At 54.4% G+C, this 25,702-nt stretch carries 18 protein-coding genes; 5 read left to right on the top strand and 13 right to left on the bottom strand.

Going from position 1 to position 25,702, the window contains the following annotated elements:
* Nucleotides 1–5: 5 nt before the first annotated feature.
* The 3 genes from ybeY to HNQ38_RS04860 form a co-directional block, all read right to left on the bottom strand.
* A complete protein-coding gene (gene ybeY, locus HNQ38_RS04870; protein WP_246387986.1) occupies nt 6–389 on the bottom strand; it encodes an rRNA maturation RNase YbeY in 384 nt (127 codons plus the stop codon).
* A gap of 104 nt (nt 390–493) precedes the next feature.
* Complete coding sequence (locus tag HNQ38_RS04865) at nt 494–3,025, bottom strand: HD family phosphohydrolase (protein WP_246387985.1); 2,532 nt, start codon at nt 3,023–3,025, stop codon at nt 494–496.
* Nucleotides 2,991–3,989 carry a PhoH family protein gene (locus HNQ38_RS04860; protein ID WP_183718277.1) on the bottom strand — a complete coding sequence of 333 codons (999 nt, stop codon included), beginning with the start codon at nt 3,987–3,989 and terminating at the stop codon, nt 2,991–2,993. Before HNQ38_RS04860 ends, HNQ38_RS04865 begins: the two co-directional genes overlap by 35 nt.
* A gap of 192 nt (nt 3,990–4,181) precedes the next feature.
* On the opposite strand from HNQ38_RS04860, the gene HNQ38_RS04855 reads away from it, so the two are divergent.
* The 5 genes from HNQ38_RS04855 to HNQ38_RS04835 all read left to right on the top strand — a co-directional run bounded on the left by HNQ38_RS04855 (nt 4,182) and on the right by HNQ38_RS04835 (nt 9,160).
* Entirely contained in the window at nt 4,182–5,420 is a 1,239-nt protein-coding gene (locus tag HNQ38_RS04855) for a hypothetical protein (protein WP_183718276.1), read from the top strand.
* Nucleotides 5,421–5,957: 537 nt separating this feature from the next.
* Nucleotides 5,958–6,866 carry a glutamate/aspartate ABC transporter substrate-binding protein gene (locus tag HNQ38_RS04850; protein ID WP_183718275.1) on the top strand — a complete coding sequence of 303 codons (909 nt, stop codon included), beginning with the start codon at nt 5,958–5,960 and terminating at the stop codon, nt 6,864–6,866.
* Between the two features lie 125 nt (nt 6,867–6,991).
* A complete protein-coding gene (locus HNQ38_RS04845) occupies nt 6,992–7,741 on the top strand; it encodes an amino acid ABC transporter permease (protein ID WP_183718274.1) in 750 nt (249 codons plus the stop codon).
* Nucleotides 7,734–8,411 carry a glutamate/aspartate ABC transporter permease GltK gene (gene gltK, locus HNQ38_RS04840; RefSeq protein ID WP_183718273.1) on the top strand — a complete coding sequence of 226 codons (678 nt, stop codon included), beginning with the start codon at nt 7,734–7,736 and terminating at the stop codon, nt 8,409–8,411. Before HNQ38_RS04845 ends, gltK begins: the two co-directional genes overlap by 8 nt.
* Before the next feature lie 20 nt (nt 8,412–8,431).
* Nucleotides 8,432–9,160, top strand: coding sequence for an amino acid ABC transporter ATP-binding protein (locus HNQ38_RS04835; protein WP_183718383.1), 729 nt, complete (start codon nt 8,432–8,434; stop codon nt 9,158–9,160).
* 271 nt (nt 9,161–9,431) lie between these two features.
* On the opposite strand, the gene HNQ38_RS04830 is transcribed toward HNQ38_RS04835, so the two are convergent.
* The 10 genes from HNQ38_RS04830 to fliF all read right to left on the bottom strand — a co-directional run bounded on the left by HNQ38_RS04830 (nt 9,432) and on the right by fliF (nt 25,483).
* Complete coding sequence (locus HNQ38_RS04830; protein ID WP_183718272.1) at nt 9,432–10,412, bottom strand: 2-hydroxyacid dehydrogenase; 981 nt, start codon at nt 10,410–10,412, stop codon at nt 9,432–9,434.
* 494 nt (nt 10,413–10,906) lie between these two features.
* On the bottom strand, nt 10,907–13,522 hold the full coding sequence (locus HNQ38_RS04825) for a PEP/pyruvate-binding domain-containing protein (protein WP_183718271.1): 2,616 nt from the start codon (nt 13,520–13,522) through the stop codon (nt 10,907–10,909).
* 1 nt (nt 13,523) lies between these two features.
* A complete protein-coding gene (locus tag HNQ38_RS04820) occupies nt 13,524–13,904 on the bottom strand; it encodes a response regulator (RefSeq protein ID WP_183718270.1) in 381 nt (126 codons plus the stop codon).
* 401 nt (nt 13,905–14,305) lie between these two features.
* Nucleotides 14,306–16,012 carry a sensor histidine kinase gene (locus HNQ38_RS04815; protein WP_183718269.1) on the bottom strand — a complete coding sequence of 569 codons (1,707 nt, stop codon included), beginning with the start codon at nt 16,010–16,012 and terminating at the stop codon, nt 14,306–14,308.
* Nucleotides 16,003–18,621: a PEP/pyruvate-binding domain-containing protein gene (locus HNQ38_RS04810; protein ID WP_183718268.1), complete on the bottom strand. Its 2,619-nt coding sequence runs from the start codon at nt 18,619–18,621 to the stop codon at nt 16,003–16,005. Before HNQ38_RS04810 ends, HNQ38_RS04815 begins: the two co-directional genes overlap by 10 nt.
* Before the next feature lie 447 nt (nt 18,622–19,068).
* A complete protein-coding gene (locus tag HNQ38_RS04805; protein WP_183718267.1) occupies nt 19,069–20,577 on the bottom strand; it encodes a FliI/YscN family ATPase in 1,509 nt (502 codons plus the stop codon).
* A gap of 14 nt (nt 20,578–20,591) precedes the next feature.
* On the bottom strand, nt 20,592–22,427 hold the full coding sequence (locus tag HNQ38_RS04800; protein WP_183718266.1) for a FliH/SctL family protein: 1,836 nt from the start codon (nt 22,425–22,427) through the stop codon (nt 20,592–20,594).
* Between the two features lie 168 nt (nt 22,428–22,595).
* Nucleotides 22,596–23,591 carry a flagellar motor switch protein FliG gene (gene fliG / locus HNQ38_RS04795; RefSeq protein WP_183718265.1) on the bottom strand — a complete coding sequence of 332 codons (996 nt, stop codon included), beginning with the start codon at nt 23,589–23,591 and terminating at the stop codon, nt 22,596–22,598.
* Nucleotides 23,592–23,634: 43 nt separating this feature from the next.
* Entirely contained in the window at nt 23,635–23,853 is a 219-nt protein-coding gene (locus HNQ38_RS04790) for a flagellar M-ring protein FliF (RefSeq protein ID WP_183718264.1), read from the bottom strand.
* Complete coding sequence (gene fliF / locus HNQ38_RS04785; protein WP_183718263.1) at nt 23,834–25,483, bottom strand: flagellar basal-body MS-ring/collar protein FliF; 1,650 nt, start codon at nt 25,481–25,483, stop codon at nt 23,834–23,836. The genes HNQ38_RS04790 and fliF overlap by 20 nt, the downstream gene beginning before the upstream one ends.
* Nucleotides 25,484–25,702 lie beyond the last annotated feature (219 nt).

Here is a 25,702-nt window from a genome sequence, read left to right as displayed (position 1 = left end):
GGGTTCTACGCTTCTTCACCACACAGCGCGGCCCAGGCTGCATCCATGAACTGTTCGCAAAGATCATCCATAACCGGGCTGTGATCCAGCCCGCACAAATGCCCCATGCCGTGAGCCAAAAGACGAATGGCGTGTTCTGACGGATCCTGCCCGTACAAGAGGCATTCGCGCTGTAACGTATCCAATGAGAGCAGCAAGACGCCAGGGGCGTCAGTTCCACCAGGAAAAGAAAGAATGTTGGTCGGCCCCGCACAATCAAGATGCCGGGCGTTGGCCTTTGCAACAGCGGCGTCATCCAGCAAAAAAAGCTCCACCGCTATGGGGGCGTGAACGCCGTAATCACTGGAATCTGTAGGCACATCAAGCATCGCGTCAAGTGCGGCACGCATCTGTCGCCAGTGCAAAGGGGCTAAAGCGCTCCCTTTTGGATAATGGCGAAAGACAGTAACCCGCCCCTTATTATTACTGCGGGACCGGGACGGTGGAGGCGACATCACTGTGCGCCATCACCCGAAGGTTTTTGCTGTGTGCCTTGTTTCGCCTGACCGCCTTGCCCCTCTGCCCCGTTCACAAGGCCAGAGTTATCAGCATTGCCCCCTTGCCCAACGACACCTTTGCCGGAAGCAGCATGCTCTGTGGCAGCATTGGCCATTTTGCCTGTTGCCGCCACATCTTTCGTTGCGGATTGAGCAGCCGCAGGCGCAGCCGGGGTTGCCACCTGCGCGGCAGCAGCCTTGGCTTCTCCCTTTGCTTCCTGCCGGACGCTGCCCTTGGCATCCTTGGCTTCGGGCTTGACCTCTGCCTTGCCCACAACCTTGGCTACATCGCGAATTTTGGCGTCAGGATAGGCAATACGCTGATGAAAAATACCCGTAAGAATGCGCTGGAAATTTTCACTGAGGTAGTGCAGATCCTTGAACGTCAGCTCAGACTCGTCCAACTGCCCTTCAGAAAAAATCCCTTTGATAATAGCGTCAATATGGCTCTTGATTCGCGCCGGGGTAGGTTCAGCAAGCGTGCGGCTTGATGCCTCAACCGAGTCAGCCAGCATAAGTATGGCGGCTTCCTTGGTCTGGGGGCGCGGCCCCACGTAGCTGTAGTCAGACTCTCTGGGCTTTTCACCCATATCAATGGCTTTCTGGTAGAAAAAGCGAATAAGGCGCGTGCCGTGGTGCTGCCCGATAATATCCGCAATGTCCTGTCCCAGTTTATAGCGCTCTGCCAGCTCCGTGCCTTTTTTGACATGGGACAGAAGAATGAGTGCGCTCATGGACGGCGCAAGCTTGTCGTGCTTATTGGGCCCGCCAAACTGATTTTCAATAAAATATTCTGGGTAGGACAGTTTGCCAACGTCATGATACAGGGCCGCCACCTTGCACAACAGGCTGTTGGCTCCAATGGCCTTGGCTCCGGCCTCCACCATGTTGGATACCACCAATGAGTGGTGGTAGGTGCCGGGCACTGTGACCATGAGTTCCTGCATCAGAGGCTGTTCAAGACTCATGAGCTCCATCAGCCGGAAGCGTGTGCTGTAGCCAAAGCTCAACTCAAGCACGGGGCTGACCGCAAAAAGCAAAATAAGCGAAAGCAGGCTGTTGATGGCCACAGCTGCCAGCTGCATGGGGAGCTCGCCAGGAGCAGTCTGCGACAACAGCGCGGTGCCAAACCATATGAGCACCTGCCCAATGGTCAGCGGAACAATACTCCACACCACGTCCTGACGGCTTTGGGCATTGGTCACAAGCCATGTGGCCAGCATGCCGCCAAGGAATTGATACAGGAAGAAATAAAAATCTTCCTGAAACATGAGCATTACGAAAAATGACAGCAGCAGCCCCATAGTGCAGTAGCGCCGGGCCGCAAAGATCATGGCCACCAGCCCCACGGCTCCTGCAACAGGAAAGCCAAGGCTCAGTGTATTAAGAAAAGTCACGCTGTCCACGCGCAAACCAAGCACATAGACTATTTTGGCCCCAACGCTGAAAAGCATGAGCAGCAGCGATATGAGCAGCATATCCTTGCAACGCAAGGGCGTACCGGGCTTGCCGCTGGGAGCGACAAAAAAGCCCACGCTCAGGAGCAGGGAGCAAATAAAGGCTCCCATTGCAGCGGCCCAGTGCATGGGGTCTGAGGAGGATTTGTAAAGAGTTTGAAGCTTTATTTGCTGTTCGCGGCTTACCCGCTCGCCCTTACGCAGCAGCAGCTCGCCCTTGAGTATCTGGTAGTATACCGGCTCCACCATACTCATAACTGCATTGCCGCGCCTTTGCGTGGCCTCGCGGTTAAGCGTAAGCGAGGCGGGCACGGTTGCTGAAAGCAGAATATTAATGGCTCGGCGTGACTGTGGATTCAGGGTAGGAACCTGCCGCACAAGAGAAGACACTTCCGCCAGAAACGATTGGAGGTCAGGCAGATTCGTCACTTCTGGACGCAAAATTTCCGTATTGTTGTCCAGATTGCGTATAATAACGCCACTGCGTCCGACTCTGGCCGAGCGGATATCGCCCACCAGCCCTTCGGCCATATGTTCCCGAATACTGGGCAGCAGAGTTTTTAGAAGGTAGGCCTGCACTTCAGGATGCGCCAGTTCAGGCAGCACTTCATCAGCTACAGGAGGCGTCAGCTCGTCGGCAAGTCTTTGCAGGGGGCCTTCCTGCAACTTGTAGTCTACCCCATTGTTCAGACTGCGCAAAATTTCAACAATACGGTTCTGAAAGGCCGCATAGGGTTCCAGACTCAGATCATATACCGGGGGCTGCAAAAGCAGCACTTGCTTGCGCCGTGCCTTGGTGGCCTGAGTGTCTTCCACCAAAATGTCACGGTCGGAAATAACGTCAGAATCCGCAATTTGCCCGGCCACATATATTCTGGGTACTACCTCAAAATTGGCCCCAGCCAGTAGCGACAGGGCAAAAAAAGTAATGATGAGGGCAGTAAGCCCCCAGCCGCAATGGTGCCGAGCCCTCAGCGCGTGGATGAGGGCCAGGAAGCTAGCGGGCCGTGCCGTCTTTTTCTGCATTATCATAAGCGTTTACTATGGCTCCGACCAGGGGATGGCGCACAACGTCCGCTTTGCTGAAGCGGTGTACAGCCAAACCAGGCACATCAGGAAGAATATTCAGCGCGTGAATAAGGCCCGACCGAGGGCGCTGGCCGCCGGGCTGCATTGGCAGGTCAATCTGCGTGGTATCGCCTGTGACCACCATGCGCGAACCGAATCCCATTCGTGTTAGAAACATTTTCATCTGTTCCTGAGTGGTATTCTGTGCTTCATCTAAAATAATAAAGGCGTCATTGAGAGTACGACCTCGCATAAAAGCAAGGGGCGCTACTTCAATGGAGCCTACCTCCATCATGGAAGCCACCTTGGGCTGAGGCATCATATCATGCAGCGCGTCATACAGAGGACGGAGGTAGGGATTAACCTTCTCCGCCAGGTCGCCGGGCAAAAAGCCCAGGCGCTCTCCCGCTTCCACAGCTGGACGCGTCAGAACAATGCGCTTGACCTTGTGCTGCTGAAACATCGACAACGCCATAGCCACAGCAAGATAGGTCTTGCCCGTGCCAGCAGGCCCAGCCGCGAACACCAGTTCATGACGCCGCAAGAGATCGAGGTAGGTACGCTGGGCCACATTGCGTGCTGTGACCGTTTTGCGGGGGGTATTAACAAAAACAGCATCACGAAAAATCTGGGCCAAACTCAGCCCCGGATCACCCCTGAGCATCTCGTAAGCCCGGGTAAAATCCTGCTGACTCAGCGCAAGTCCGCCTCGCAGCAAATCATAAAGCTGCACAAAAACGTTGCACAAGACCTGACGCACATCAGCGTCGGGCGATTCAATATAAATGCTGGCCCCTCGGCTGGTGATTTGCGCGCCGCTGGCAAGAGCCAACAGGTCAAGATGCGCGTTGTGAGGCCCAAACAGCTGATTTGCCAGGGTGGGATCGTCAAATTCAACGGTTTCATACATTGAAGATCTTACTGCCATGCTCGCTCTCTAGCCTATTTTAATTGGGCTGTCCATCATTGGGCTCAACCACACAGACAGTCTTTCCGCCCGCTTTTTTCCAGCCGCGTGCTGCCAAACAAACCGTGAAAAAATCACCAAAACTATTTTCTGGTCTACATTTTGCATAATTTAGGCTCAGATATTTCAGGGAATTTTTTTCCGGGAGGAATCATGAGCATATCCAGCGTCAACAGCTATAGCACAGCCATGCTGCAGTGGCAGGGTCAGCAGTTGAAAAGCACGGGAACTGGCAGTTCCTCCGGCACCTCCAGCAGTTCCTCCAACAGCCTGAGCAGTCTTTTTAGCTCCACAGGCTCTATGACCAATCAGCTTTCCAGCATGGTTGAACTGACCAAATACGCTATGGAGTCCATGGGGCTTTCCAGCAATAGCCGCGTCACGTTCAGCCAGATCACCAAATATCGCGAACAGCTGCTTTCCAGTTTTAACGACAGTGTCAAAAACGGCCTCGCCAGTGTTGGCATCAGCAAGCCCGAAGACATCACCTTTACATTGGACAAGGACGGCAAACTGGCCGCCTCCAGTTCCAATGCCGCTGACCAGAAAGCCGCCCAGACATGGCTTGATTCCAACACCACCATTGGCAAGGAACTGCGTTCAACTCTCACAAACGCCGGCGTTGACGCAAGCACCTCTGTGAGCATGAAAGTCAGCAGCACGGGCAAGCTCACAGTGGTCAATACAGCCCAGGCAGCCATACAAAGCGGGCTCGATTCCAGTAGCGACCTGAGCACAAAGCTGCGCACCGCCCTCGGAGAAATGGGAGTGGATTTGAGCACCCCCATTAATTTTACGCTTAACAGTGACGGGCAGCTTGTTGTCAGTGATGAGAACAAGCAGGCGGATGCTGTTAACGCGTGGCTGGCAGAAAATCCTGATCTGGCCAACGCCCTTTCGACCCAGATTAAAAAGCAGAACGTTGAGGCCTCTACCGTGAGCCTCAGACTGGGCGCATCGGGCAACGTGCAGGCCACGGTCAACAACAAGGAACTGACAGACGCTCAGGCCGCGCTCAACAGCAGCACGCTGGGATCTACGATCAGCAGCGGCCTGAGTAACCTGAGCATTGATCCCGATGTGAAATTCACGCTCCAGGTCAATACAGATGGCAGCGTTACCGTCATCAGCGACAGTGCCGACAAGTCCAAGATACAACAATTTTTCGACGAAAACCCTTCACTCGTCAAGCAATATAAGCAAGTTGAAGCCCTTTCTGGCCTTGATGACGCGCGCAAGGCCATGCAAGTATCCCCATCGGATATGCGCAAACGCATCCAGGTAGAGTCTATGGCGGCATGGTGGTCAGGTTCTGGCAACGCGAATTCGTACTTTGGCAATTACTCAAATGGCAAAATGGATCTTCTGGCTGGCCTGAATCTCAACGTCTGAAATACTTCACAGCTCCGCATTAAGCCGACTATCAGCGCCAGACCAAAAGTCTGGCGCTTTTCTGTGCGCATACGGTCCGGTCATTTCAAATCCATAGCGTTCTGCTTCGTCTTTACAGCACTTCTGCAACCTTTAGCAGTATTTCCATAACTTGTTGACAAGGAGTTCATTATTTATAAAACTAGTTGGGTTATAAGGGGCGATAATACATATTTCATGCCAACCCGTTGGCACCCTTCATACGCGGCAGCCTGCGGCCCACCCCCCGGACAAGCAGTCAAGCAATAGAGCCATTTGGCATCACGCAACTCAAATGCGTGCTGCTGGCAGAGGTATACTTTTTTCAGAATACCTTTGTTGCTGACCTGAAAACCGGCAGCCCTCTATAGGTAATCCCCGCCAGCATTCGGAAGTCGTTCCGACGCTGACGGTTTACATCGGTTAAGGACCACAACTTTTCCCGCAAGGGATTTTGGGGACGTTTATCGAACCAATCCAAAGTTTGCTCCCAAGCAATGCACCTTTTAGGAGGAAACCATGACCCTGAAAAAAACCCTTTTGTCCGCACTGGCTGGCCTGCTGCTGCTTACCGCCACCCACTCTGCCGTCCAGGCTGAAGAGCTGACCGGTACCCTGAAAAAAATCAAGGAAACCGGCGTAATTGTTGTAGGGCATCGCGAATCCTCCGTACCTTTTTCTTACTATGACTTGCAGCAAAACGTCATTGGCTACGCGCAAGACTACTCCGACAAAATTGTTGAAGCTGTGAAAAAACAGCTCAACATGCCCGACCTGAAGGTTCGCTTTGTGCCTGTCACTTCGCAGAATCGCATTCCCCTGCTCCAGAACGGCACCTATGACTTCGAGTGTGGTTCGACCACCAACAACCTTGACCGTCAGCAGCAGGTGGACTTCTCCAACACATTTTTTGTGGTCGGCACACGTCTGCTCACGCATAAAGATTCGGGCATCAAAGACTTTGATGACCTCAAGGGCAAGAACGTGGCGGTCACTGCTGGCACCACCTCCGAAATGCTGCTGAACAAGATGAATGACGAGAAAAAGCTTGGCGTCAGCATCATCAGTGTAAAAGACCATGGCGATGCCTTCCGCACGGTGGAATCGGGCCGCGCTGTAGCTTTCTTTATTGATGACGCCCTGCTGGCTGGCGAACGCGCCAAGGCCAAAAAACCCGCTGAATGGGTTATCGTGGGCACCCCCCAGAGCTTTGAAGCCTATGGCTGCATGGTGCGCAAGGGCGACGCCCCCTTCAAAAAGCTTGTGGACGGCACCATTGCCGACCTGCAGCTGAACGGCGAGGCCGAAAAATCCTACACGCGCTGGTTCAAGCAGCCTATTCCTCCCAAGGGCATGAACATGAACTTTGACATGTCCGATGAAATGAAGAACCTTTTCAAGGCCCCCAACGATAAGGCCCTGAATTAGTCTTTTTGCTTTGCTTTATCATGCGAAGCGCCAGCAGAGCCACTCGCTGGCGCTTCGCCGTCAGACGGCCCACACACGACGAGGCATAATGAATCACGCTTTATCTTTATGGATGGAATTTTCTGATGCAGGCTAACTGGAACTGGGGCATTTTTTTTGAACAAGCGCCGTTCGGAAACGTCACCTACCTCAACTGGTTGATTGACGGTTTTCTCACTACAGCGGCTCTTTTTATCTGTGCCTGGATTGTAGCCTTCATAATAGGCTCGTTTTTTGGAATACTACGCACCTTGCCCAACAAGTTTCTTCGAGGCGTTGGTGCTACTTATGTTGCTATTTTTCGTAATATCCCCCTGATCGTCCAGTTTTTTATCTGGTATCTGGCTGCCCCCGACCTGCTGCCGCGCGATCTTAGCGTGTGGTTCAAGGCTGAACTGAATCCCAACGCGCAATTTTTCATACTTTCTACCTGTGCCTTGGGTCTGTTCACGGGCGCGCGAGTCTGTGAGCAGGTACGTTCAGGCATTTTGGCCCTTTCGCGCGGGCAACGCTATGCAGCTCTTGCTCTGGGCCTCACACTGCCCCAGACGTATTTTCATGTACTGCTTCCCAATGCCTATCGCATTATCGTTCCCCCACTGACCTCAGAAATGCTCAACATGGTCAAGAATACGGCAGTGGCCTCCACAATCGGACTTGTGGAGCTGACCTCGCAGGCAAACCGCCTGTTGGAATTCTCGGGCTTTGCCTACGAATCCTTTATTGCCGTTACCATGGCCTACGTGTTTCTGAACTTTGTCGTCATGCGCATTATGAAAGTGCTTGAAAAGAAAATGCGGCTTCCCTCCACAGGCATTGGAGGCAAAAATGTTTGATTTCGACTGGAGTATAATTGAGCAAAGCCTGCCCCTGCTGAGTCAGGGCATTATGGTAACGCTCAAGATAACGCTCACTTCCATTGTGTTGGGCATGGTGATCGGTACCCTTCTGGCCGTGGCGCGCATATCCATATATGCACCTTTGCGCTGGCTTTCGGCTGCTTACGTTAACTGCTTCCGCTCTGTTCCTTTGGTGATGGTGCTGCTGTGGTTCTACCTTATCGTGCCGCAATTTTTGACAAAATTTCTCAATCTTTCTCCCCTGACAGACATTCGTCTTGTTTCTGCAATGGTGGCCTTTACCGCATTTGAAGCCGCCTATTACGCCGAAATCATTCGCGCGGGCATGAACAGCGTATCCAAGGGACAAAATTATGCTGCGCTTGCCCTTGGCATGACAAAATCGCAGACACTTATTTATGTTATCCTGCCGCAGGCTTTTCGCGTTATGACGCCCCTGCTGCTGACACAGGGCGTGATTCTGTTTCAGGATACGGCCCTTGTGTATATCATAGGCCTTGCGGATTTCTTCCGCACAGCCACCAACATTGGCAAGACCACCGGCTATGAAATAGAAATGGTGCTCTTTGCGGGCGCCGGCTACTTTGTGGTCTGCTTCTGCGTTTCTCTGGCCGTAACCGTGGTAAAAAAGAGACTTAAGCTATGAGCACTCCTACCGAAGAAGCAATGATTGTTCTGAACAACGTATCCAAGTGGTACGGTGACTTTAACGTACTGCGCGACTGCACCACCAGCATACATAAAGGCGAAGTTGTGGTTGTTTGCGGCCCTTCCGGGTCGGGCAAATCAACGCTTATCAAGACCGTCAACGGTCTTGAACCAATACAGAGCGGTCAGATATTCGTTAACGGCACTGAAGTGACCAGCAAGCGCACCAACCTTGCAACCCTTCGCAGCCGCGTCGGCATGGTTTTTCAGCATTTTGAACTTTTCCCGCACCTGAACATTATTCACAACCTGATTCTGGCGCAGGAAAAAGTACTCAAAAGAAATCATGAAGAAGCCAGAGAAAAGGCCCTTGCCCTGTTAAGCCGGGTAGGCCTTGACCAGCATACGGAAAAATATCCTTCGCAGCTTTCTGGTGGTCAGCAGCAGCGTGTGGCCATTGCCCGCGCACTGTGCATGGACCCCGTGGCAATGCTTTTTGACGAACCCACTTCTGCCCTTGATCCTGAAATGATCAACGAAGTGCTGGATGTTATGGTCGAGCTTGCTTACGAAGGCATGACGATGATGGTGGTCACTCACGAAATGGGCTTTGCCCGCAAGGTGGCTCATCGTGTGCTGTTTATGGAAGAAGGCCTTATTCTTGAAGACACGCCCAAGGAACAGTTCTTTGACAGTCCGCAGACGCAGCGTGCCAAGGATTTTCTTGCCAGCATCATCTCGCATTAGTATTGCAGCCTGACGCAGGCCGTTCAACGGCAGCAGAATAAAATCATTAAGGAAGCACTGATTAAAGAGCCTTCTGGAAACGCGCAGTTATTTTTTTTGGCAAGGCGCGACCTTTTTTTGAAGCAGGAGTGGACTCTTCCGTCCTCAACCGTTTCAAAAAAATGAAGCAACACAGCCAAACGGAATAAATCAGCGTTTCCCTAAGTATAACATGCAATAAGGCCGCCCCAAGGGGCGGCCTTTTCTACATACGGCGTATTGTTGCAAACGATTAAACCGCTCCAGGCTTGCGCGCCTGAGGGTTCAGGCAATTCTGAGGCAGTCTGCCGTCAAGAGCGTCAAATATTTTTTGCGCAGAGGATTCGCCCATGTCCACATGTGAGTCAATGGTGGCAACGCCACGATGCGGGGTCATGAGCACGTTGTTCATGGTTCGCAAGGCAGGATGTGCATGGGGTTCGTGCTCAAAAACGTCCAGCCCTGCTCCGGCAATGCGTCCTTCCTTCAAGGCAACGACCAGCGCTTCTTCATCCACTACCGGGCCACGCGCAGTGTTGATCAAAATGGCGTGAGGCCGCATAAGTGCGAATTCTGCCGTGCTGATGTAGTGCCGCGTATCTTCGGTCAACGGAATATGCAGACTCACAAAATCCGATGAAGCCAGCAGTTCTTCCTTACTCATGTACTGTGCGCCCGTGGCGGCTTCAAAAGCTTCGTTTCTGCGACGCCCGGTATAGCTGAGGCGCATGCCGAAGCCCTGCGCACGCTTGGCCACCGCAAGGGCAATGCGCCCACTGCCTACGATGCCCAGTGTCTTACCGCTCACACGCAGGCCCATATGTATTGTGACGCCCCACGGGGTCTCATCATTGCGCACAGTCAGGTCACAATCGTGCAGCTTGCGGGCCACGCCAAGTATGAGCGCCCAGGCAAGATCCGCAGTATCCGTTGTGACAGAGTCTGGATTGTGCGTCACCCAGATGCCGAGGCGGGTTGCTTCTTCAACAGGAATATGATCGTAGCCGACGCCATAGCTGGAAATAATTTTGCAGGTGGGAGCAAGCGCTTCCATAACAGCGGGGCTCAAATGCAGCAGAGTTGCCACAACGGCATCCGCGCCGCGTACAGCCTCAACCAGAGCAGCTTCAGACAGGCCTTCAGACGGTCCCACATCAACCTGGCAACGCGAACGCAAAAGATCCAGAGCTTCAGGCAACACACTACGGGTTACATATACACGGGGCTTGGTCATAAATTCTCCATTCGAAGAGGAAAAGGAAGGAGGAAGATGCTTACAGCATCTTCAGACGAGAAGCTTGCATTGCGGCAAGCTGAAAGCCTATTCAGGGTAGTTTACTATTGAGAACATATTTTCTCATTTCAAAGCGTTTTCACGTTGAACATACTCTGGCGTCTGCTCACACAGCCGGAACAATTTCAACCGCCATCAGCTCGTCGACATAAGCGATAAGCGCTGATTGTGGTGACAACAGCGCCAGCCAACTGCTTTTGTGGAGCTGATGGCATATATTTATAGCGTAATTGTGGACAGGAGTGCGTCTTTGATGTGACCTGCGAGTAAAATAATGCAAAAATTCTTGGCCAATATTGACGAGAACGCCTCTCCAGCTATTTTTTTGTAAAAGTTTTCCTTTTATTCCGCATGTGTATCATAAGGATACACTCTCATCATAAAAGGTTTGTTCTTCTGGATATGGCAGGGCACTCATCTCGTAACGACACAGGCTAGAGAGTACACCCCATAAGCGGCTTTGCACTCAACGCTTCCATATCTGCCAGCATTTTGTTTTTCAGGGCTGTTGCCCTTTCTGTTTCCAGCATAACCATGTCTACTTGGCGCGTATGGATGAGCAAATACCCCAGTAGGCGTGTTTTCATCAGCGTTTCCGGCGCGCTGTAGCCTTCAGCCACTGCAAAAACCGAGTCGTCCTTCACATCCGCACGAAAACCATGCTGCTCAAGCAAGTCTGCCACCATACGGGCTCGCAGCTGACGGCGCTTGCGGTCAGCCGCTCCGCCCTTGAACTGAAAGTTCACAAAATTTTCGTGGCTTTTTTCGCCAGCGAGGCTTTCCACAGTACAGAAATGATACCCGTACCGGGCCTGCAATATCATATAATTGTCAGAGATAAGAAAGAAGTTTTTGTTGGCCATAGCGTTGGGTGCTGTGCTTTCAAGCTCAGGCCGCATGGTGCTTTCAAGCATCACAGTCATAAATCCGGACGCGCTGGCCGCTGGCGGCCCAGCCCAGGGTACGGCCACCATACCGTCCCACAAGGCAAGCATGGGCGCACTGGCAATGACCTCCAGATCCACCACAGGACCTGACACACGATGCCGAAAACCGCCCCCCATATCCACGACCCAGTATTGCAGTTTGACTCCGGCCTTCAGCTGCTTGCCCATGCGCCTGCTGGCGTCGGCGTCTTCCTCTTCAAACATGAGGCGAACTGATTTTTCATGGCAGAAACGGGTGATGTCGTGCAAGGTACGGCAATGGTCGGGGGCGAATTCTGGTGCGTCGGGGTCCAGCAGATTGAGGGGCACCATAAGCTGGCTTAGAGCCTGCAAGCGCTGATGCACTGGGCTACCCTCCATAAGATTGGGCGGCTCGGCTTCAATGGACACCAATTGCGGCTGTCGCCCGGCAAAAACAGCGCACCGCCTCGCGTCCAGCGTGGCTTCATCAGCCTTATCTAACAGCAAGCAGGCATCGGGCAAACTGAAAACAGCCGGAAGCCGATATTCCCGCGCCACTGACGCCAGATGGCCCGCCATGCCCCCAGTTTCGCTCACAAGCCCTGCCGCGCGCGAGAGTAGCGGCGCCCACCGGGGCAAGGCGCGCTCTACAACCAGAATGCCGCCCTTGGGAAAAGAAAGCATGTCGGCTTCCTTACGCGCCACAAAAACTGGCCCCATGCCCACGCCGGGGCTTACGGCAACGCCGCCTGCCGCCAGCACTTTGAGCCCTTGCGGCAGATCTTCAAGCGCAAAGGCTTCGCTTCCCTCTTCTCCGGGTCGCTGATGATCAGTATGACTTTGCTCTGTAGCTGAATCTGCCGCGTGCAAAGGACGGCTCTGCAAAACCACAATACGGCCATCTTCCGCATCCAGAGCCCACTCCACATCCTGTGGCTCGGTATAGTAGGTCTCAAGCGCAATGGCTACTTTGGCAAGTTCAGCGGCCTGTTTGTCTGTAAGACTGGGCGGCGTTCCCTCAGGCCCAGCCAGACGCTTGCGAATAAGCTCAGGAGGAATTTTGCGGCTGAAAATAAATACGTCAGGGGTAACAGCGCCATCCACAACAGCCTGCGGCAACCCGGAAACAGCGTTGAGAAGAATTTGCTCACGCCCGCGACTGGCGGCGACGGGATCTCGACTGTAGGCCACTCCCCCGGCAGCAGCGGGCACCATAGCCAGCACCCCGACACACATGGGGGCAGCATCGTCGGGAATGCCGTGTTGGTATCGGTAGCTCATGGCCGTCACCGCATACTTGCTGGCGATGATTTCTTTCCACACTTCACAGGCTTCTTCAGGCGGCACGTTAAGTTCCGACCTGTACTGCCCCGCAAAACTGACGCCAAGGGAATCCTCGCCCACAGCACTGCTGCGCAGGGCCAGCTTGAGCCCGGGGCCAGCCTTGGCACGCATGTTTTCTACAGCTTCCGTAATGGCTTCTTCAAGCTCTGGCGGCAACGGAGCCATCAGCACGGCTTTTTGCAAAGCGGCCGCAAGGCTGAAGACCTGATCCAGGCTCTGCATATCCGTGGCTTGAATGCGCCGGTTCAGCTCCTGCTGCAGACCATTATACTCCATAAACCGATAATAGGCGCTGACGGTCACGGCAAAGCCATCCGGCACGGTGAGGCCGGCATTGGCGGCAACCTCGCCAAGGTTGGCCATCTTGCCGCCAACAAGGGTGAGATCGCTCAGATCAATCTGATCGAGGTGCAGAATAAGCGGGCCATCCAGATGGGGCAATTCTTCCAGCAGGATCTCCATTTCGGCCCGAATGCGGTCGAAAGATTCCTGCAAGGCGGCATAGCTATTGTCGGACAGGGCGTTCAGGTCACGCACCATCTGAAAAACCGCAGTAACTGCGCGTGTGCTGACGGCATGCACATAGTCCATACCAAAGGGTTTGGCGCCAGAGAGGCGGTCTTCCACCTCACTCATCGCCTCAAGGGCACGCTTATTGGCAGAGAGCAGGCGGCGAAACCGCGCGCAACGTTCACGCAGCCGAACCTTCAGCTCCTCTTCAAGGGCCAGTTCTGCCGGGTCGGGCTCCGAGGGCTGCTCTCGCCCCAGCAAGCGTTGCAAGTACTTGAGCAGAGCCATCTTACACAGCGGAGCGAACCGCTTCCTCCATCTTGATGATGAGTTCACTGATGGCTACAGGCTTGAGCATGTAGTCATATGCGCCAAGATCAAGCCCTTCAACGGCTACCCCCATACAGGCATGCCCAGTCAGCAGGATGACTGGCAACCTAGGGGCTTTTTGCTTCATGTGGCGCAGCGTTTCAAGACCGTCCATGCCCGGCATGCGCACGTCCATGATGACAATATTGAAAGGCTCGGCACCCGAGTCCACAGCCTGACTCACCAGCTCAAGAGCCGTTTGCCCGTCTGGCGCAGTAACAACTTCCATTCCACGCCGGGCAAGGCGCTTCTGCATCAGTTCAAGAAATTCCAGTTCATCATCAACAAACAATGCGCGCATGGGGCCTCCTCGGTTACAGGCAGTGCCGCGGCCTTGCCGGGCAGGTTGCCGATGCGTTGTTTTGCCGCCAGTAAGCTTTGAGGTCAACGGTCTTTCATGGATCGAGCCGGGTTCGCAGCGTCAAATGCGTCTCGTGGTCAAAAAGTCTGTTCTCTGGAGCAGATTACCTTTGAAATACTCACATTCCCCAATTGTCACTCATTCCAAAATACAATTTTGGCTGAATTCACACCGCCTGCGGCGCACTGCATCTCGTGCAGGTTTAGAGCACTTTAATCTTTTCACGGGTAAAATGCCCTTGGCCTTTCAAGAATCTGATGCAGGTCTGCGCGCCCGGTTGACGCGCAATTGGTTGAAAGAAAAATTCCGTTTCTACCCAAAAGCCATAAATCATTTTACAGCTACCTGGGCTCCAACCCGTCGTCTGGCGGCAGTTGCGGCGGTTCGGCAGGCAGGGTGACGCTGAATGTGGTGCCCTGCCCAAGCTGGCTCTGCACCTCAATGCGGCCGCCCAACTTTTCAAGTATGGTATAGCAGATAGCCAAACCAAGCCCGGTGCCTTCCCCAACTTTCTTGGTAGTAAAGAAAGGGTCAAAAATACGGCTCATAGTTTCCTGATCCATACCGGGACCAGTATCGGTGAATAGTACGCGAACGCCCTTCTTCCAGGCAAGTGTGCGAATGGTCAAAGAACCGTTTTTGCCGATGGCGTCGATAGCATTGTCGATAATATTGATAAATATTTGCTCGAGTTGCGCTGGATCAGACAAAATGACCGGAGTATGGGGATCATATTCTCTAGTAATAGAAATATTGCGGTTGGTAGCCTCTGTCTTGAGCATTTCCGCTGCCTGATCCGTCAGAGAATTGATGAGAATTTCTGTTCTGCCTGGATTCATGCGGCGGCCAAAGCCGAGCATGCGTTGAGTGATCCCCTTGGCGCGCTTTACATGCTGGTCAATTTTTTCTGTGCTTTCAAGAATTTCCTGATAATTTTTCATACTGGTAGAATCTTCGTCTTCCATCAGATCGCGAATCCAGCCAGCATTTTCCTGTATGAGCATAAGGGGATTATTGACTTCATGAGCAACACCCGCAGCCATTTTACCCAAGGCCGCCATCTTGCTGGACTGCAACATGCGGGCATCAATATGCGCCTGCTTCTGGTCTGACTCCTCCAGCGAGGCCACAAGCCTGCGGGTACAGAAATCTGCCCCCATGCAGATAAGCCCACTGCCCAGTACCACAAAGAAAATGATGAGAGCTTTGAGCTGGCGCAAGGGCCGCAGGCTCTCGCGCACGTCATCCAGCACCACAAGCCGCCAAGGCATGGATTCCAGCGGCATCATGGCCGCCAGCATTTCCTGACCCTGTGGCGTTTTGAGGTATTGGGTAACGACGTTTTTACGCGTCATGTCCGGCAGAGGCACGTTGAACTTGTCCATGCTCTTGCCGTGGTAGCGGGAATCCGTTTGCAGTTCGCCCTGAGCATTGACCAAAAACGCATCACTGTGAGGGCCGGAATATACGCGGCGCAACAGAGCAACCACGGCGTCCATATCAATGGTGGCACGCAGGATATAGCTGCGTCCGCCCTCGTGCCGCAGCACGGCGATGATAAAATGCGGCTCATTTCTGTAGCCCATGAAAACATCGCTGACATACACACCCTTGCGCAACACCTCTCTGAACCAGGGGGTATCGGAGTAGTTGTTGTCGCTAAGGTCATATGGCCCGACATAGGAAACGTGTCGCCCGTCCATGCCGATAACGCCAACGTCCACAAAGGAGCGGCTGTTGTTCTGCATGACGCTGAAAATTTCGCTCAAACGCGCGGGATTGCTCAATTCGGTATAGGGATGAGTAAAGGCAAGATTCTTGATCTGCGCCACACGCTCAACCATAAAGGTATCCAGAGCACGGTGCTTGCTGCTGGCCACAGCTTCAATACTTGCGCTGATTTTTTCGTCATAAATGACGCTCAGCCTGTCTATGCAAAAAAGCCCCAAGGCCACCAAGGGCGTAAGCGCCATGAGCAGCAGGGTCACCAGTAATCGGCGGTAGATAGCCTTGTAGCCGCGGTGGGTTGCGGGTGCTGCTACGGACATGGTTGCTTTTCCTCCACATCGGTGGTGGCCTGCGACAGGCTTTCCCCTCTGAACAGCATGCGGCAGTGGTTCAGCATTTCCTCGCGTCGTGCGGCAACTTGAGCGGCATCCTGCATAATCATGTCCAGCTGCCGGGTGTGGATGGTCATGTACCCGGCGATAGCCAGCAGCAGTTCGCCTTCTTCGCGGTCCATCCCCTTGAGTGTGGCGCTGACCGCATCGTTACGCACCATTGGCGCAAACCCGAATTCCCATAAAATTTCTGCCACAAAGCGTACGCGCAAAATACGCCGCTCAATGTTGGCCGCGCCGCCGCGCAGATGGAAGGTGAGGTAATTCTCAGGCGTGCGGTCTCCAAGGCGTGCCTCGACGGACACAAAATGAAAACCAAAGCGCGAATGCAGGCTGCAATAGTCGCGCGAGATCATGAAATAGTTTTTTTCTGAAAAATAAGCTGTTTGAGCCGCAGGGTCCAGATTGGGATTGGCCGTTGCCTCAAAAAGCACAGACAAAAAACCCTTGCCATCCACAGGCGGCGGCCCCTGCCAGGGATAGGCATTCATGCCGTGCCAGAGAGCACGCATGGGCACGGAAGCAATTTGTTCAATATCAATCACCGGGCCTGAGGGCACAGTGAGAAAACCGTCGCTGAGGTTCACAACCCAGAACTGCTTGAGAACCTTGTCGCGCAACTGTTTTACGCGCTGCGGGGCATACTTTTTTTCCGCCCCAAGGGAAAACATGGCACTCACCGCCCTTTCATGACAATAGCGGGCGATGTCGTGATAGGTCTGGCAGTTGGCTGCCTTGAATTCCGGGCTGTCCACATCCATAGTCAGGGGCAGGATGCGGGCCGAAGCCTTTTGCAAAATGCGGTACACAGGGCTGCCCGGCATGTAGTCGCGCCCCGGAGGCACATTGGGCAAAAGTGATTCCTGCCTGTCCACATACACCTGACAGATGTCGGAACACAGGGTGATCCTCTGCCCGTTCTTCAGCGTGTCCATTGCGCCAGCCAGACCGAAAATGACCGGCTTGCCAAATTCACGCGCCAGAGAAGCCAACCGAGAACCAGCCAAGCCTTCTTCGGCAATGATGCCCGCAGCGCGGTCCATCAAGGCCCCCCATCGATAATTGTCGTCAGGCACTACCAGAATGCCGCCTGGCGGGAAGCGCCGGGCATCCTCCCATCGGCGCGCCACGCAAACCGTTCCCGCCACTCTGCCGGGACTCACAGTATACCCGCCTGAAAGGCGCAGGCTGGCGTGCACTTCGGGCAGCACTGGCGGCATGTCCACAGCGTCTACTGGCAGGGGAATGGGACGAACCAGCAGCAAACGCAACTCCCCTTGCGGGGTGCGCACCCAGGAAATGGAAACAGGGCAACTGAGGTACGCTTCCATCTCAAGAGCCAGGGTGGCTATATCCTTGGCCGTATCCGCATCCAGCGCGGGGCGAACCGCATTGTCAGGGCTGGTCAGGCTGATAATTTCATGAGGAGGCCGCCTGTCTACCGTGGCGTGGTCTGCAGGCAGGACGGAATAATCCAGCTCTTGTGGCAGGCCGTGGCTGGCATAGATATGAACCTGCTCGCCATGCGCACGCACGGGACTGCACGAATGAGCCAGCCCGCCCCACGCGCCGTCCTCCACAGCCATGCAGGAGATGCACACGCCTGTTCCAGCCTCTGTAAGGCCTCGCGCGCGCCGATAAACCAGCGCCTGGGCACGTTGCTTGCGTGCCAGAGTGATATGAACCGCGTGCAATATTTCTTCATCAGGAGCATTCAGGGGAACAGATGGCCCCCAGAGGATCAGGCCGGGATCATCGCTGCCGCGCGCTTCTGGCGGCCACAAACGGCCACGCAATACCAGACGCATGCCCTCTTGCGGGCAAGAAGCGCGCAGGCGTGCCAGCGCAGAGCAAATATCCTCAATCAGATCCAGCGGCAGTGGCGTATCCTCCACCAATTGCCCAAGACTGCGTGAAAGCTTGGCAAGATGCTTGGGCGCAAGCCCACCCGCCGCCTGGATACGGCGATTGATCTCGCTCTGCAATTCAGCGCTCTGCAAGAAATGCTGGCACCCGGCCATTGTGATGACAAATCCCTTGGGCACCAAATGGGGATGGCAACGGCGCACCTCTTCAAGCCGCAACGTTACCGGGTCTACCAGAGGAAATTCGCCCTGACCTGAAAGCGCTTCAATATCTGTATTTTCATCAAGCGGAAGCACCAGCGGCCCAAGAAGGCACAGCTCCGGCTCATACACATCATCGGCAACCATTTTCTGAAGTTCGCCAAAGCGGGCATACAAAGCTTCGCAGGGGCCGGGATCAAGCCTTTCAAGCTGTTTGACGCATTGAAAAACCTGAGTTGCCATGCTGGTGCACAGCGCGCGCACCCGGTAAAGGCCAAAAGGATGGTCGCAACACAATGTGTATTCAAGAGCGGTCATGGTTTCCTGAAAGGTATTCCATGCCGTTAAAAACAGCTTGAAGGAATGATGGCGCAGAGCAAAATAGTGCTCGGCCTCACTGTCGGAAGCCGTGCCACTGACGGCGCGCTTGGCGGATCGCGAAAAAAAAACCAAAAGGCGTGAAAGAGGCATGCCGGCTCCAGAACTCATGACAAAGCCCGGGTTTGCAAAACCAGGGAGGCCTGAACCACCGAGGGCATAATTGCTTGCGGTGGCTGTGGATATACGCCATGCGCCGGACTGCTGCCCTAACGCAAGCGTACACACTGCTGTTGTTACATCGCGGTAACACAGGCAGCACAAGGTACGCAAGAAGATGACAAGCCATGCAGGCCCGGGCACGCAAACAAAAAATAACTTTGGCCTGCCACCGTTCAGATCTTTACAGTTGCCTGCTGGAAAGAGCTTTTTAAACCATAGAGCCAGATCTTAGCTATATAGCTGAAATAACAAGCGATATTCCACGAAAAGCAACGACAAAAGACCAGACTGTCAGTACAATCTAGCATAGGCACATACGGCCTTCAAGCAGCATGTGACATAATTCGCAAATATAAGTTGCGTGAATGGGTTGTGGATTTAGCCCCGCATGGGGGGCACCCCGTTCTGCCCGGAAGGCATGCCTGGCGCGGTCTGCTGCGCTGCTGCGCCTTCGGCCAGTTGCGCCAGGGCGCGCAATTGTTGCATGCTCTGATCCAGAAACTGCGGATCGCCGACATCCTGTTTCAGAAAATCGTTAATGGCTGGCATACTGGTGATGGCTGCGTCGATCTCCGCGTTGGTGCCTCGCGCGTAAGCCCCTATGTTAACCATATCCTCAACTCGCCGGAACGTGCTCATATTGCGCGTAACAACCCGCCCTGCCAGAACATCCTGCCGTTCGCAGATATCTGAACGAAGTCGGCTGATGGAACGCAATACATCGATGGCGGGAAAATGCCCCTGGTCAGCCAGATCGCGGGTGAGCACAATGTGGCCGTCCAGAATGGACCGCACAGCATCGGCAATAGGTTCGTTGAAGTCGTCGCCATCCACCAGCACTGTATAAATGCCCGTGATGGTTCCCTTGGCAGACCGCCCCGCCCGCTCAAGCAATTTGGGCAACTGGGCGAAAACTGTAGGTGTATAGCCCTTTGTGGTGGGCGGTTCGCCTACGGCAAGGCCCACTTCACGCGCAGCCATAGCAAAACGCGTGACAGAGTCCATCATGAGCAGCACGTCCATGCTTTTATCACGAAAATACTCGGCAACAGCTGTCGCCGCATATGCCGCACGCATGCGCACCAGAGGCGACTGGTCGGAAGTGGCGATAACCAGTACGGAACGCGCCATACCTTCAGGGCCGAGGTCACGCTCCATAAACTCCACAACTTCGCGGCCACGCTCGCCTATGAGCGCAATGACGTTTACGTCGGCTCGCGTGTAACGCGCCATCATACCCATAAGTGTGGACTTGCCCACGCCGGAACCAGCCATAATGCCCACGCGCTGCCCCTTGCCAAGGGTTAGCAGGCTGTTGACAGAGCGCACGCCCACGTCAAGAATATCCGTGATGCGTGGACGCTGTAGGGGACTCGGCGGGTCTGCGTAGATGGGGGCAAGCTCGGGATGCCACTGCTGACGGGCCACAGCGGCCCATTCAGGCACATAGGGCAACTGTTCTTCAATCTGACGGGCAAAGTCGGCCTTGGCATTTTCGCCCATTGGCAAAGGGGAAGAATAGAGTTCCGTGCTGACAGGCGGCCCCGCATCCAGCGGCGTGCCAAATGCGTCAAAAGCCCGTCCCAGAAGTTCCGGCCCAACGGGAAAAACAGGCGGCAGGCTCGTATTACGGATGCGGCTGCCGGGCCGGATACCCCGCATATCGCCATAGGGCATAAAGAGCAGGTTGCCGTCTCTAAAACCCACGACCTCAGCTGCGATGCCTTCACCGCCTTCATCGGGCAACATGTGGCATACAGCGCCCAAGGGCGCGCGCAGGCCGCTGCCTTCAGCCACAAGGCCAACAACCTTGTTGACCTTTCCGTAAAGACGCACGGGATTGCTGGCTTGCAGCAGTTTTATGCAGGCTTGCGGGTCCAGTTTCATGACATCCCCACAGTCTAGCGGCCTTTTTCCGCACCGGGCAGAAACCCGCCCTGCGAAAAAACGTCCTGGCTGTCATGATCGCCCTGCTCTGCGTGGCCGATCAGATCCGCCAAAGCGGAAGGATCAAAATCTTGGGAGGACGACTGCTCCGGCAAGCCGAGCCCGTCTTCCGCATCCAAGGGAAAAAGCTCGTCTTCCAGTTCAGCCAGTGTGGGACTTTCAACCTGCACTGCGCTACGGGGAGCCGGAACAGCAGCCCCCCTGGTTTCAGCCTGTGCCGGGGACACATCTGCAGCGGGATTGGCTGCATGACCGGGCATGCCGGAAGCATCCGCTCCGTGCTCTGGCCCTGCCGGAATTTCAGCGGAAGTTGCGGCTGCAGGAGCTGAAGGATGCTCGGCGTCTGAATTTCTTTGCGGGTCCAGATGTTCAGCTGAAATCTGTTCCGCGGAGGTCTGTTCAGCGGGGATATGCTCTGGCTGCATATGGTCTGCAACGGAATGCGCGTTTGCCGCACTGTCAGAAACGTCTCCCGCAGAATCATGCGCCGAATCGTGCGCGGAAGGATTCTGCGCAAAAACCTCAGATGGCATGTCAGACGACGGTTGTGTACCGGACGCCAGAGATGACAACTCCGGCTCTTCCACCATCAGGGCTTCCGCATCGGGCACAGGCTGCTGATGATCTTCTTCCAGCGCCAGTTCTTCTGTAGCATGAAATTGCTGATCGGGCTGCATGTCAGAATATTCGTCAGGCTGTTCGGAAGGCAAGTTTACATTCAGAGGATCAGCGCTGTCGGCTGTTGATAGCTGCTCTGCGTGATCTGCCGCGCCGGGCTGGTCAACAGGCGAAGTAAGATCATCAGGCGATGCGAGATCATCAGACGGTGAAGGTTGCTCCGGCGCAGGAGCCATTGCGGCAATGCGCTCAGCCTCCTGGTGCACCAGCTGGCTGAGAGCTTCGCTGTTCTGTTCGTCGTCCTGCCCTGACCCCAGGCTCAAGTGCGACATTATTCCATTGACCAATTCCGTATAATGCTCGCGGCGGCAGTCAACGCTGCCGCTAATGCTTTCGGCCAAAAGTCCGCCACGCTCCACCGATGCGTCGCCGCTGACAATCCACTGCTGCAACTCTGGCACGCGCTCACGCGCGGCCATAAACATATCACTGACAGTGGCCTCATCGTCGGGGTGTACACGCACAGTAACAGTGGCACGATCTTCAAGAAGATTAAGAGCTTCAAAAACCAAAGATTGCATTATGTTTTTATGCTCTTCATCCAAAACCCAGCCCGTGCCAGCCTTAACGGCCTCCTGCATGAGCAGAACCAGCTCATCACGCCAGGATTCGCAAATGGAGTGGCGTTGACTGTCCAAAGCATACAGTACAGCCCCGAGGGCCTGCCCCATTTCTGCACGAAATTCCTTGAGCTCCTGCCCTGCCTGATCCATACCGGCCTGAAAGCCTTCAGCATGTCCGCCGTCACGCAAGGCTTGCGCTTCCTGCTTCAGCGCCAGGGCCTGATCCAGTTCCGCCTGGGCCTTTTTCATTTCTTCCTGTGCCTGCGCCCGCACGGTTTCACTCTCGTGCGTAAGCCTTCGGCTCAGTTCATGAGCTTCAACTTTGGCCTCATCCAGAACTTTTTGCCGCTCTGCATAGGCAGCACCAAGAATTTCGCGCGCCCTTTCCTCGGCCTTGGCGCGCACACGCACAAAATAGTCTTCCTGCTGCTGTTGCTGCATGCGCTCACGGCGCAGGGGCTCCTGCATGGCGTCGAGTTGCTCCACGGTGGCTTCGCGCTCACCCATGAAGACAGTACCCCATTTTTTGCGCAACTGATCTGACGCCATGACTTATTCCATATTGCAGTTTTTGCGGTACCCACAGGGCTACGGACACAATATCGCTTGAAAACCCAAATTGCCAAACAAGACGCTGGTTCTCCATTCAGGCACGGCACAGGGCAATCCAGACCAGGCGTTCCCAACCGGAAGCCCTGCCAACCGTGTCCAACGGGCCTATACGAAAACTTCGCCCGCACCTCTGCTGACAACAAGCTTGTTTTCAGCCTCAAGGCGGCGCACGATCTTAACTATATTCTGCTGGGCGGCTTCCACGTCCGAAAGCTTGGTGGGGCCCATATATTCCAGTTCTTCGCGGATCATGTTGCCCGCGCGTTCAGACATATTCTTGAAGAATTTTTCCTTAAGATCGTCGCTGGCTCCGCGCAGGGCCAGGGTGAGATCTTCATTGGAAATTTCCTTGAGCATTTCTCGCACGCCTCTGTCGTCAATATTCTTGCAGTCTTCAAAGACGAACATGAGATTGCGAATATCTTCTGCCATCTGGGCGGAATCTTCTTCGATTTCAGACAGCACTTCTTCTTCAGTGGCACGGTCCACGGCATTGAGAATTTCGGCCACAGACTGCACGCCGCCCACTTTTTTGCCCTCTTTGCCGCCCATGGCGATCAACTGGCTTGTGAGCACCTTGTCCACTTCCATGAGCATATCTTCAGGCACGGCTTCAAGGCGGGCCAGACGCATGAGCACCTCGGCGCGCACGCCTGCAGGCAGGCTTGTCAATAAATTGGCGGCCTGATCGGGATGCAGATGCCCGAGTATAAGAGCCAGAGTTTGCGGATGTTCATTGCGTAAAATCTGCGAAAGAAGGCGCGGACTCACCTGCTCAAGCTCACGGAAGGGAGCCGGGCCGGTTTCAAGGCTGAGTGAATCCATTATATATTTGGCTGTTTCGGGGTCAAGGTTCTTGACCAGCAGGCGCTTGAGGATATCACTACCGCCCGCGATCATGTCCACACCTTCCACCAGGGATTCGTGAAACTCGCGTAGCACTTCTTCAACGTCTTCGCGGGGCACAGGCTCCAAGTCCACGATGGTTTTGGAGATTTCGGCTATTTCCTGCCTGTCCATGCGCTTAAACACGTCGGCCGTGAACTTGTCGCCCATGGCGAGCAGCAGCACGGCTATGCGCTGTTTGCCGGTCAACTCCATCCTTATGCTCCTTAACCTCGGCCCGGGTGGGCGCGGAGGGATTTTAGTCCTTGTCCGAAAGCCAGCGCTTGATAAGCCGCACGGCCTGATCCATATGCTGTTCTGTAATTCTGAACAGCCGCAGCTTCAATTCTTCCACCCGTTGATTTGTCTCTTTTTGCGCCAGACGCAAGGCCTTGAGCTGAGCCAGAGACGGCGTTGAACCACTCCCCTGACCTGCGGGCAAACCTGTTTGCGATGGGCTAGGCTTTAGCTGTTTCATCACTTTTCATCCAGCCGCGCACCAAACTTACCACCTGCTCCATATGATTGTCGGACAGGCTGAAAATGTGCGCTTTCAAAGCTTCAATGTCCTTGAACACCAGATCGTCCTCATCATTCAAATTTTCTTGCAGGGCCTCGTCCTCAGTTCTTGCGGCCTCTTCCAGGGCCTCATAGAGGGCAAGCTGCTCTTCTGCGGCTGGCAGGCCTTCCAGACCTTCAACCATTTCGCCAGCTTCAACCTTGGGGCGAATAAGAGCCAGCACCACAGGCCGCACAATAAGCATCAGAAACAAGAAGGCCAGCAGCGCATTGAGCAGGGGCTTACCCAGACGCTCCGCATAATCGGCCAGTATGTCGGCAAAATTGGGGTCCTTGGGCGGCTCCGAATCGGTAAATGGCGCGGAGCTGACCTCAAGAGCGTCGCCGCGACCCGTATCCAGCCCCACAGCATTATGTACAAGCTGGCGCACCTGTTCAAGCTCTTCGCTCTTGCGGGGCATGAAGCTCCATATGCCATCCGTCTTTACATACGTGCCATCTATGAGGACTGCAACAGTCAAACGGCGTAATTCACCCACATTTGAAACAATCTGCTGCTCTTCTTTGTTGATTTCATAGTTGGTAGTGCGCGATTCGCGCGTACCGCTCTGGTCAGAAACCGAGCCAGTAATGCCGTCGCCTCGAAAATTTACATCCGGTGAACCTGCTTCAAGATTGGCGCGGCCCTGCTGCGTTTCTTCCTGGCGGTATTCACTGCGCACCGCTGTTTTTTCAGGGTCAAAAAGTTCACGGCGTATGGTTTTCTGACTGAAATCCATATCGGCGTTGACCTTGGCAATCACGCGGCCAGGACCAAAAAGGGGTTGCAGCATCTCTTCAATGCGGCGTTCAAGATTGCGCTGCACTGTCTGGCGATATTCCATCTGGGTAGTGGTTATACCCGCCAGGCTGTCTTCTTCCGGCTGGTAAAGAACCTTGCCGCTGGTGTCGGTAATGGAAACATGGCCTCTGTCCAGACCTTCCACAGACATGAGCATCATATTGAGAATGGCGTTGATTTCTTTCTGATCAATCTTGATATTGGCCCGGATAAGCTTGAGGACCACTGAAGCTGAAGGAGATTGGCGTTCTTCAACAAAGAGGCTGCGACGCGGAATGACCAGATGCACACGGGCGCTTTCCACACTGGGGAACTCGCTGATGGTACGGGCCAGTTCGCCCTGGAGGGCGCGGGTGTAGTTGATCTTCTGTACGAAGTCAGTCTGGCCTACTTTGATTTTGTCAAAAATTTCAAAGCCAATGCCCTGCCCCACCAGACCGCCTTCGCCCGCGATCTTGATGCGCTGGTCGTAAACAATTTCCTGCGGCACAAGGATGGTCGCGCCGTTGTCGGCAATCCGGTAGGCCACCTTGTCGCCCTGCAGCGCTTTGACGACCACACTGGCGTCTTCCGGGCCAAGGTTGGAGTAAAGAACACGGTATTCAGGGCGGCTCAACCAGATGGAGAGGCCAATGACAGCAGCCAGCAGGCCTACAGCCCCGCCAACGGAAGCAATGCGTTGCAGTGGGCTCATTTTGGCCCATATCGCCGTGAAGGAATTGACGAATTGTTGAATGAATGCAGGCATGGTCCGCTCCTGTGCGCGCAAGCGCTGGTTTTCCGACGCCAAGGCCGGGCTCTCTTACCACTAGCAAGAGCCATGCCACTATATAGTGTATGAATTTTGGCAGGTTACTATTGAGCCCACTGCCACTGGGCAGCACGCAGTTTGAACACTTCAACTTTGAAGAATTATTTGCGTCGGCCCCTGAAATTAACGCAAAAAAACCTCTCCCCAACGGCAAAG

The sequence above is a fragment of the Desulfovibrio intestinalis genome (assembly GCF_014202345.1).
GTDB classification, from domain to species: domain Bacteria; phylum Desulfobacterota; class Desulfovibrionia; order Desulfovibrionales; family Desulfovibrionaceae; genus Desulfovibrio; species Desulfovibrio intestinalis.
This window is presented reverse-complemented; position numbering and strand designations above follow the sequence as displayed.

Coding starts and splice junctions, on each gene's coding strand:
- ybeY (WP_246387986.1), bottom strand. CDS start 389: ATGCGTGCCGCACTTGACGCGATGCTTGATGTGCCTACAGATTCCAGT.
- HNQ38_RS04865 (WP_246387985.1), bottom strand. CDS start 3,025: ATGATAATGCAGAAAAAGACGGCACGGCCCGCTAGCTTCCTGGCCCTC.
- HNQ38_RS04860 (WP_183718277.1), bottom strand. CDS start 3,989: ATGGCAGTAAGATCTTCAATGTATGAAACCGTTGAATTTGACGATCCC.
- HNQ38_RS04855 (WP_183718276.1), top strand. CDS start 4,182: ATGAGCATATCCAGCGTCAACAGCTATAGCACAGCCATGCTGCAGTGG.
- HNQ38_RS04850 (WP_183718275.1), top strand. CDS start 5,958: ATGACCCTGAAAAAAACCCTTTTGTCCGCACTGGCTGGCCTGCTGCTG.
- HNQ38_RS04845 (WP_183718274.1), top strand. CDS start 6,992: ATGCAGGCTAACTGGAACTGGGGCATTTTTTTTGAACAAGCGCCGTTC.
- gltK (WP_183718273.1), top strand. CDS start 7,734: ATGTTTGATTTCGACTGGAGTATAATTGAGCAAAGCCTGCCCCTGCTG.
- HNQ38_RS04835 (WP_183718383.1), top strand. CDS start 8,432: ATGATTGTTCTGAACAACGTATCCAAGTGGTACGGTGACTTTAACGTA.
- HNQ38_RS04830 (WP_183718272.1), bottom strand. CDS start 10,412: ATGACCAAGCCCCGTGTATATGTAACCCGTAGTGTGTTGCCTGAAGCT.
- HNQ38_RS04825 (WP_183718271.1), bottom strand. CDS start 13,522: ATGGCTCTGCTCAAGTACTTGCAACGCTTGCTGGGGCGAGAGCAGCCC.
- HNQ38_RS04820 (WP_183718270.1), bottom strand. CDS start 13,904: ATGCGCGCATTGTTTGTTGATGATGAACTGGAATTTCTTGAACTGATG.
- HNQ38_RS04815 (WP_183718269.1), bottom strand. CDS start 16,012: ATGTCCGTAGCAGCACCCGCAACCCACCGCGGCTACAAGGCTATCTAC.
- HNQ38_RS04810 (WP_183718268.1), bottom strand. CDS start 18,621: ATGCCTCTTTCACGCCTTTTGGTTTTTTTTTCGCGATCCGCCAAGCGC.
- HNQ38_RS04805 (WP_183718267.1), bottom strand. CDS start 20,577: ATGAAACTGGACCCGCAAGCCTGCATAAAACTGCTGCAAGCCAGCAAT.
- HNQ38_RS04800 (WP_183718266.1), bottom strand. CDS start 22,427: ATGGCGTCAGATCAGTTGCGCAAAAAATGGGGTACTGTCTTCATGGGT.
- fliG (WP_183718265.1), bottom strand. CDS start 23,591: ATGGAGTTGACCGGCAAACAGCGCATAGCCGTGCTGCTGCTCGCCATG.
- HNQ38_RS04790 (WP_183718264.1), bottom strand. CDS start 23,853: ATGAAACAGCTAAAGCCTAGCCCATCGCAAACAGGTTTGCCCGCAGGT.
- fliF (WP_183718263.1), bottom strand. CDS start 25,483: ATGCCTGCATTCATTCAACAATTCGTCAATTCCTTCACGGCGATATGG.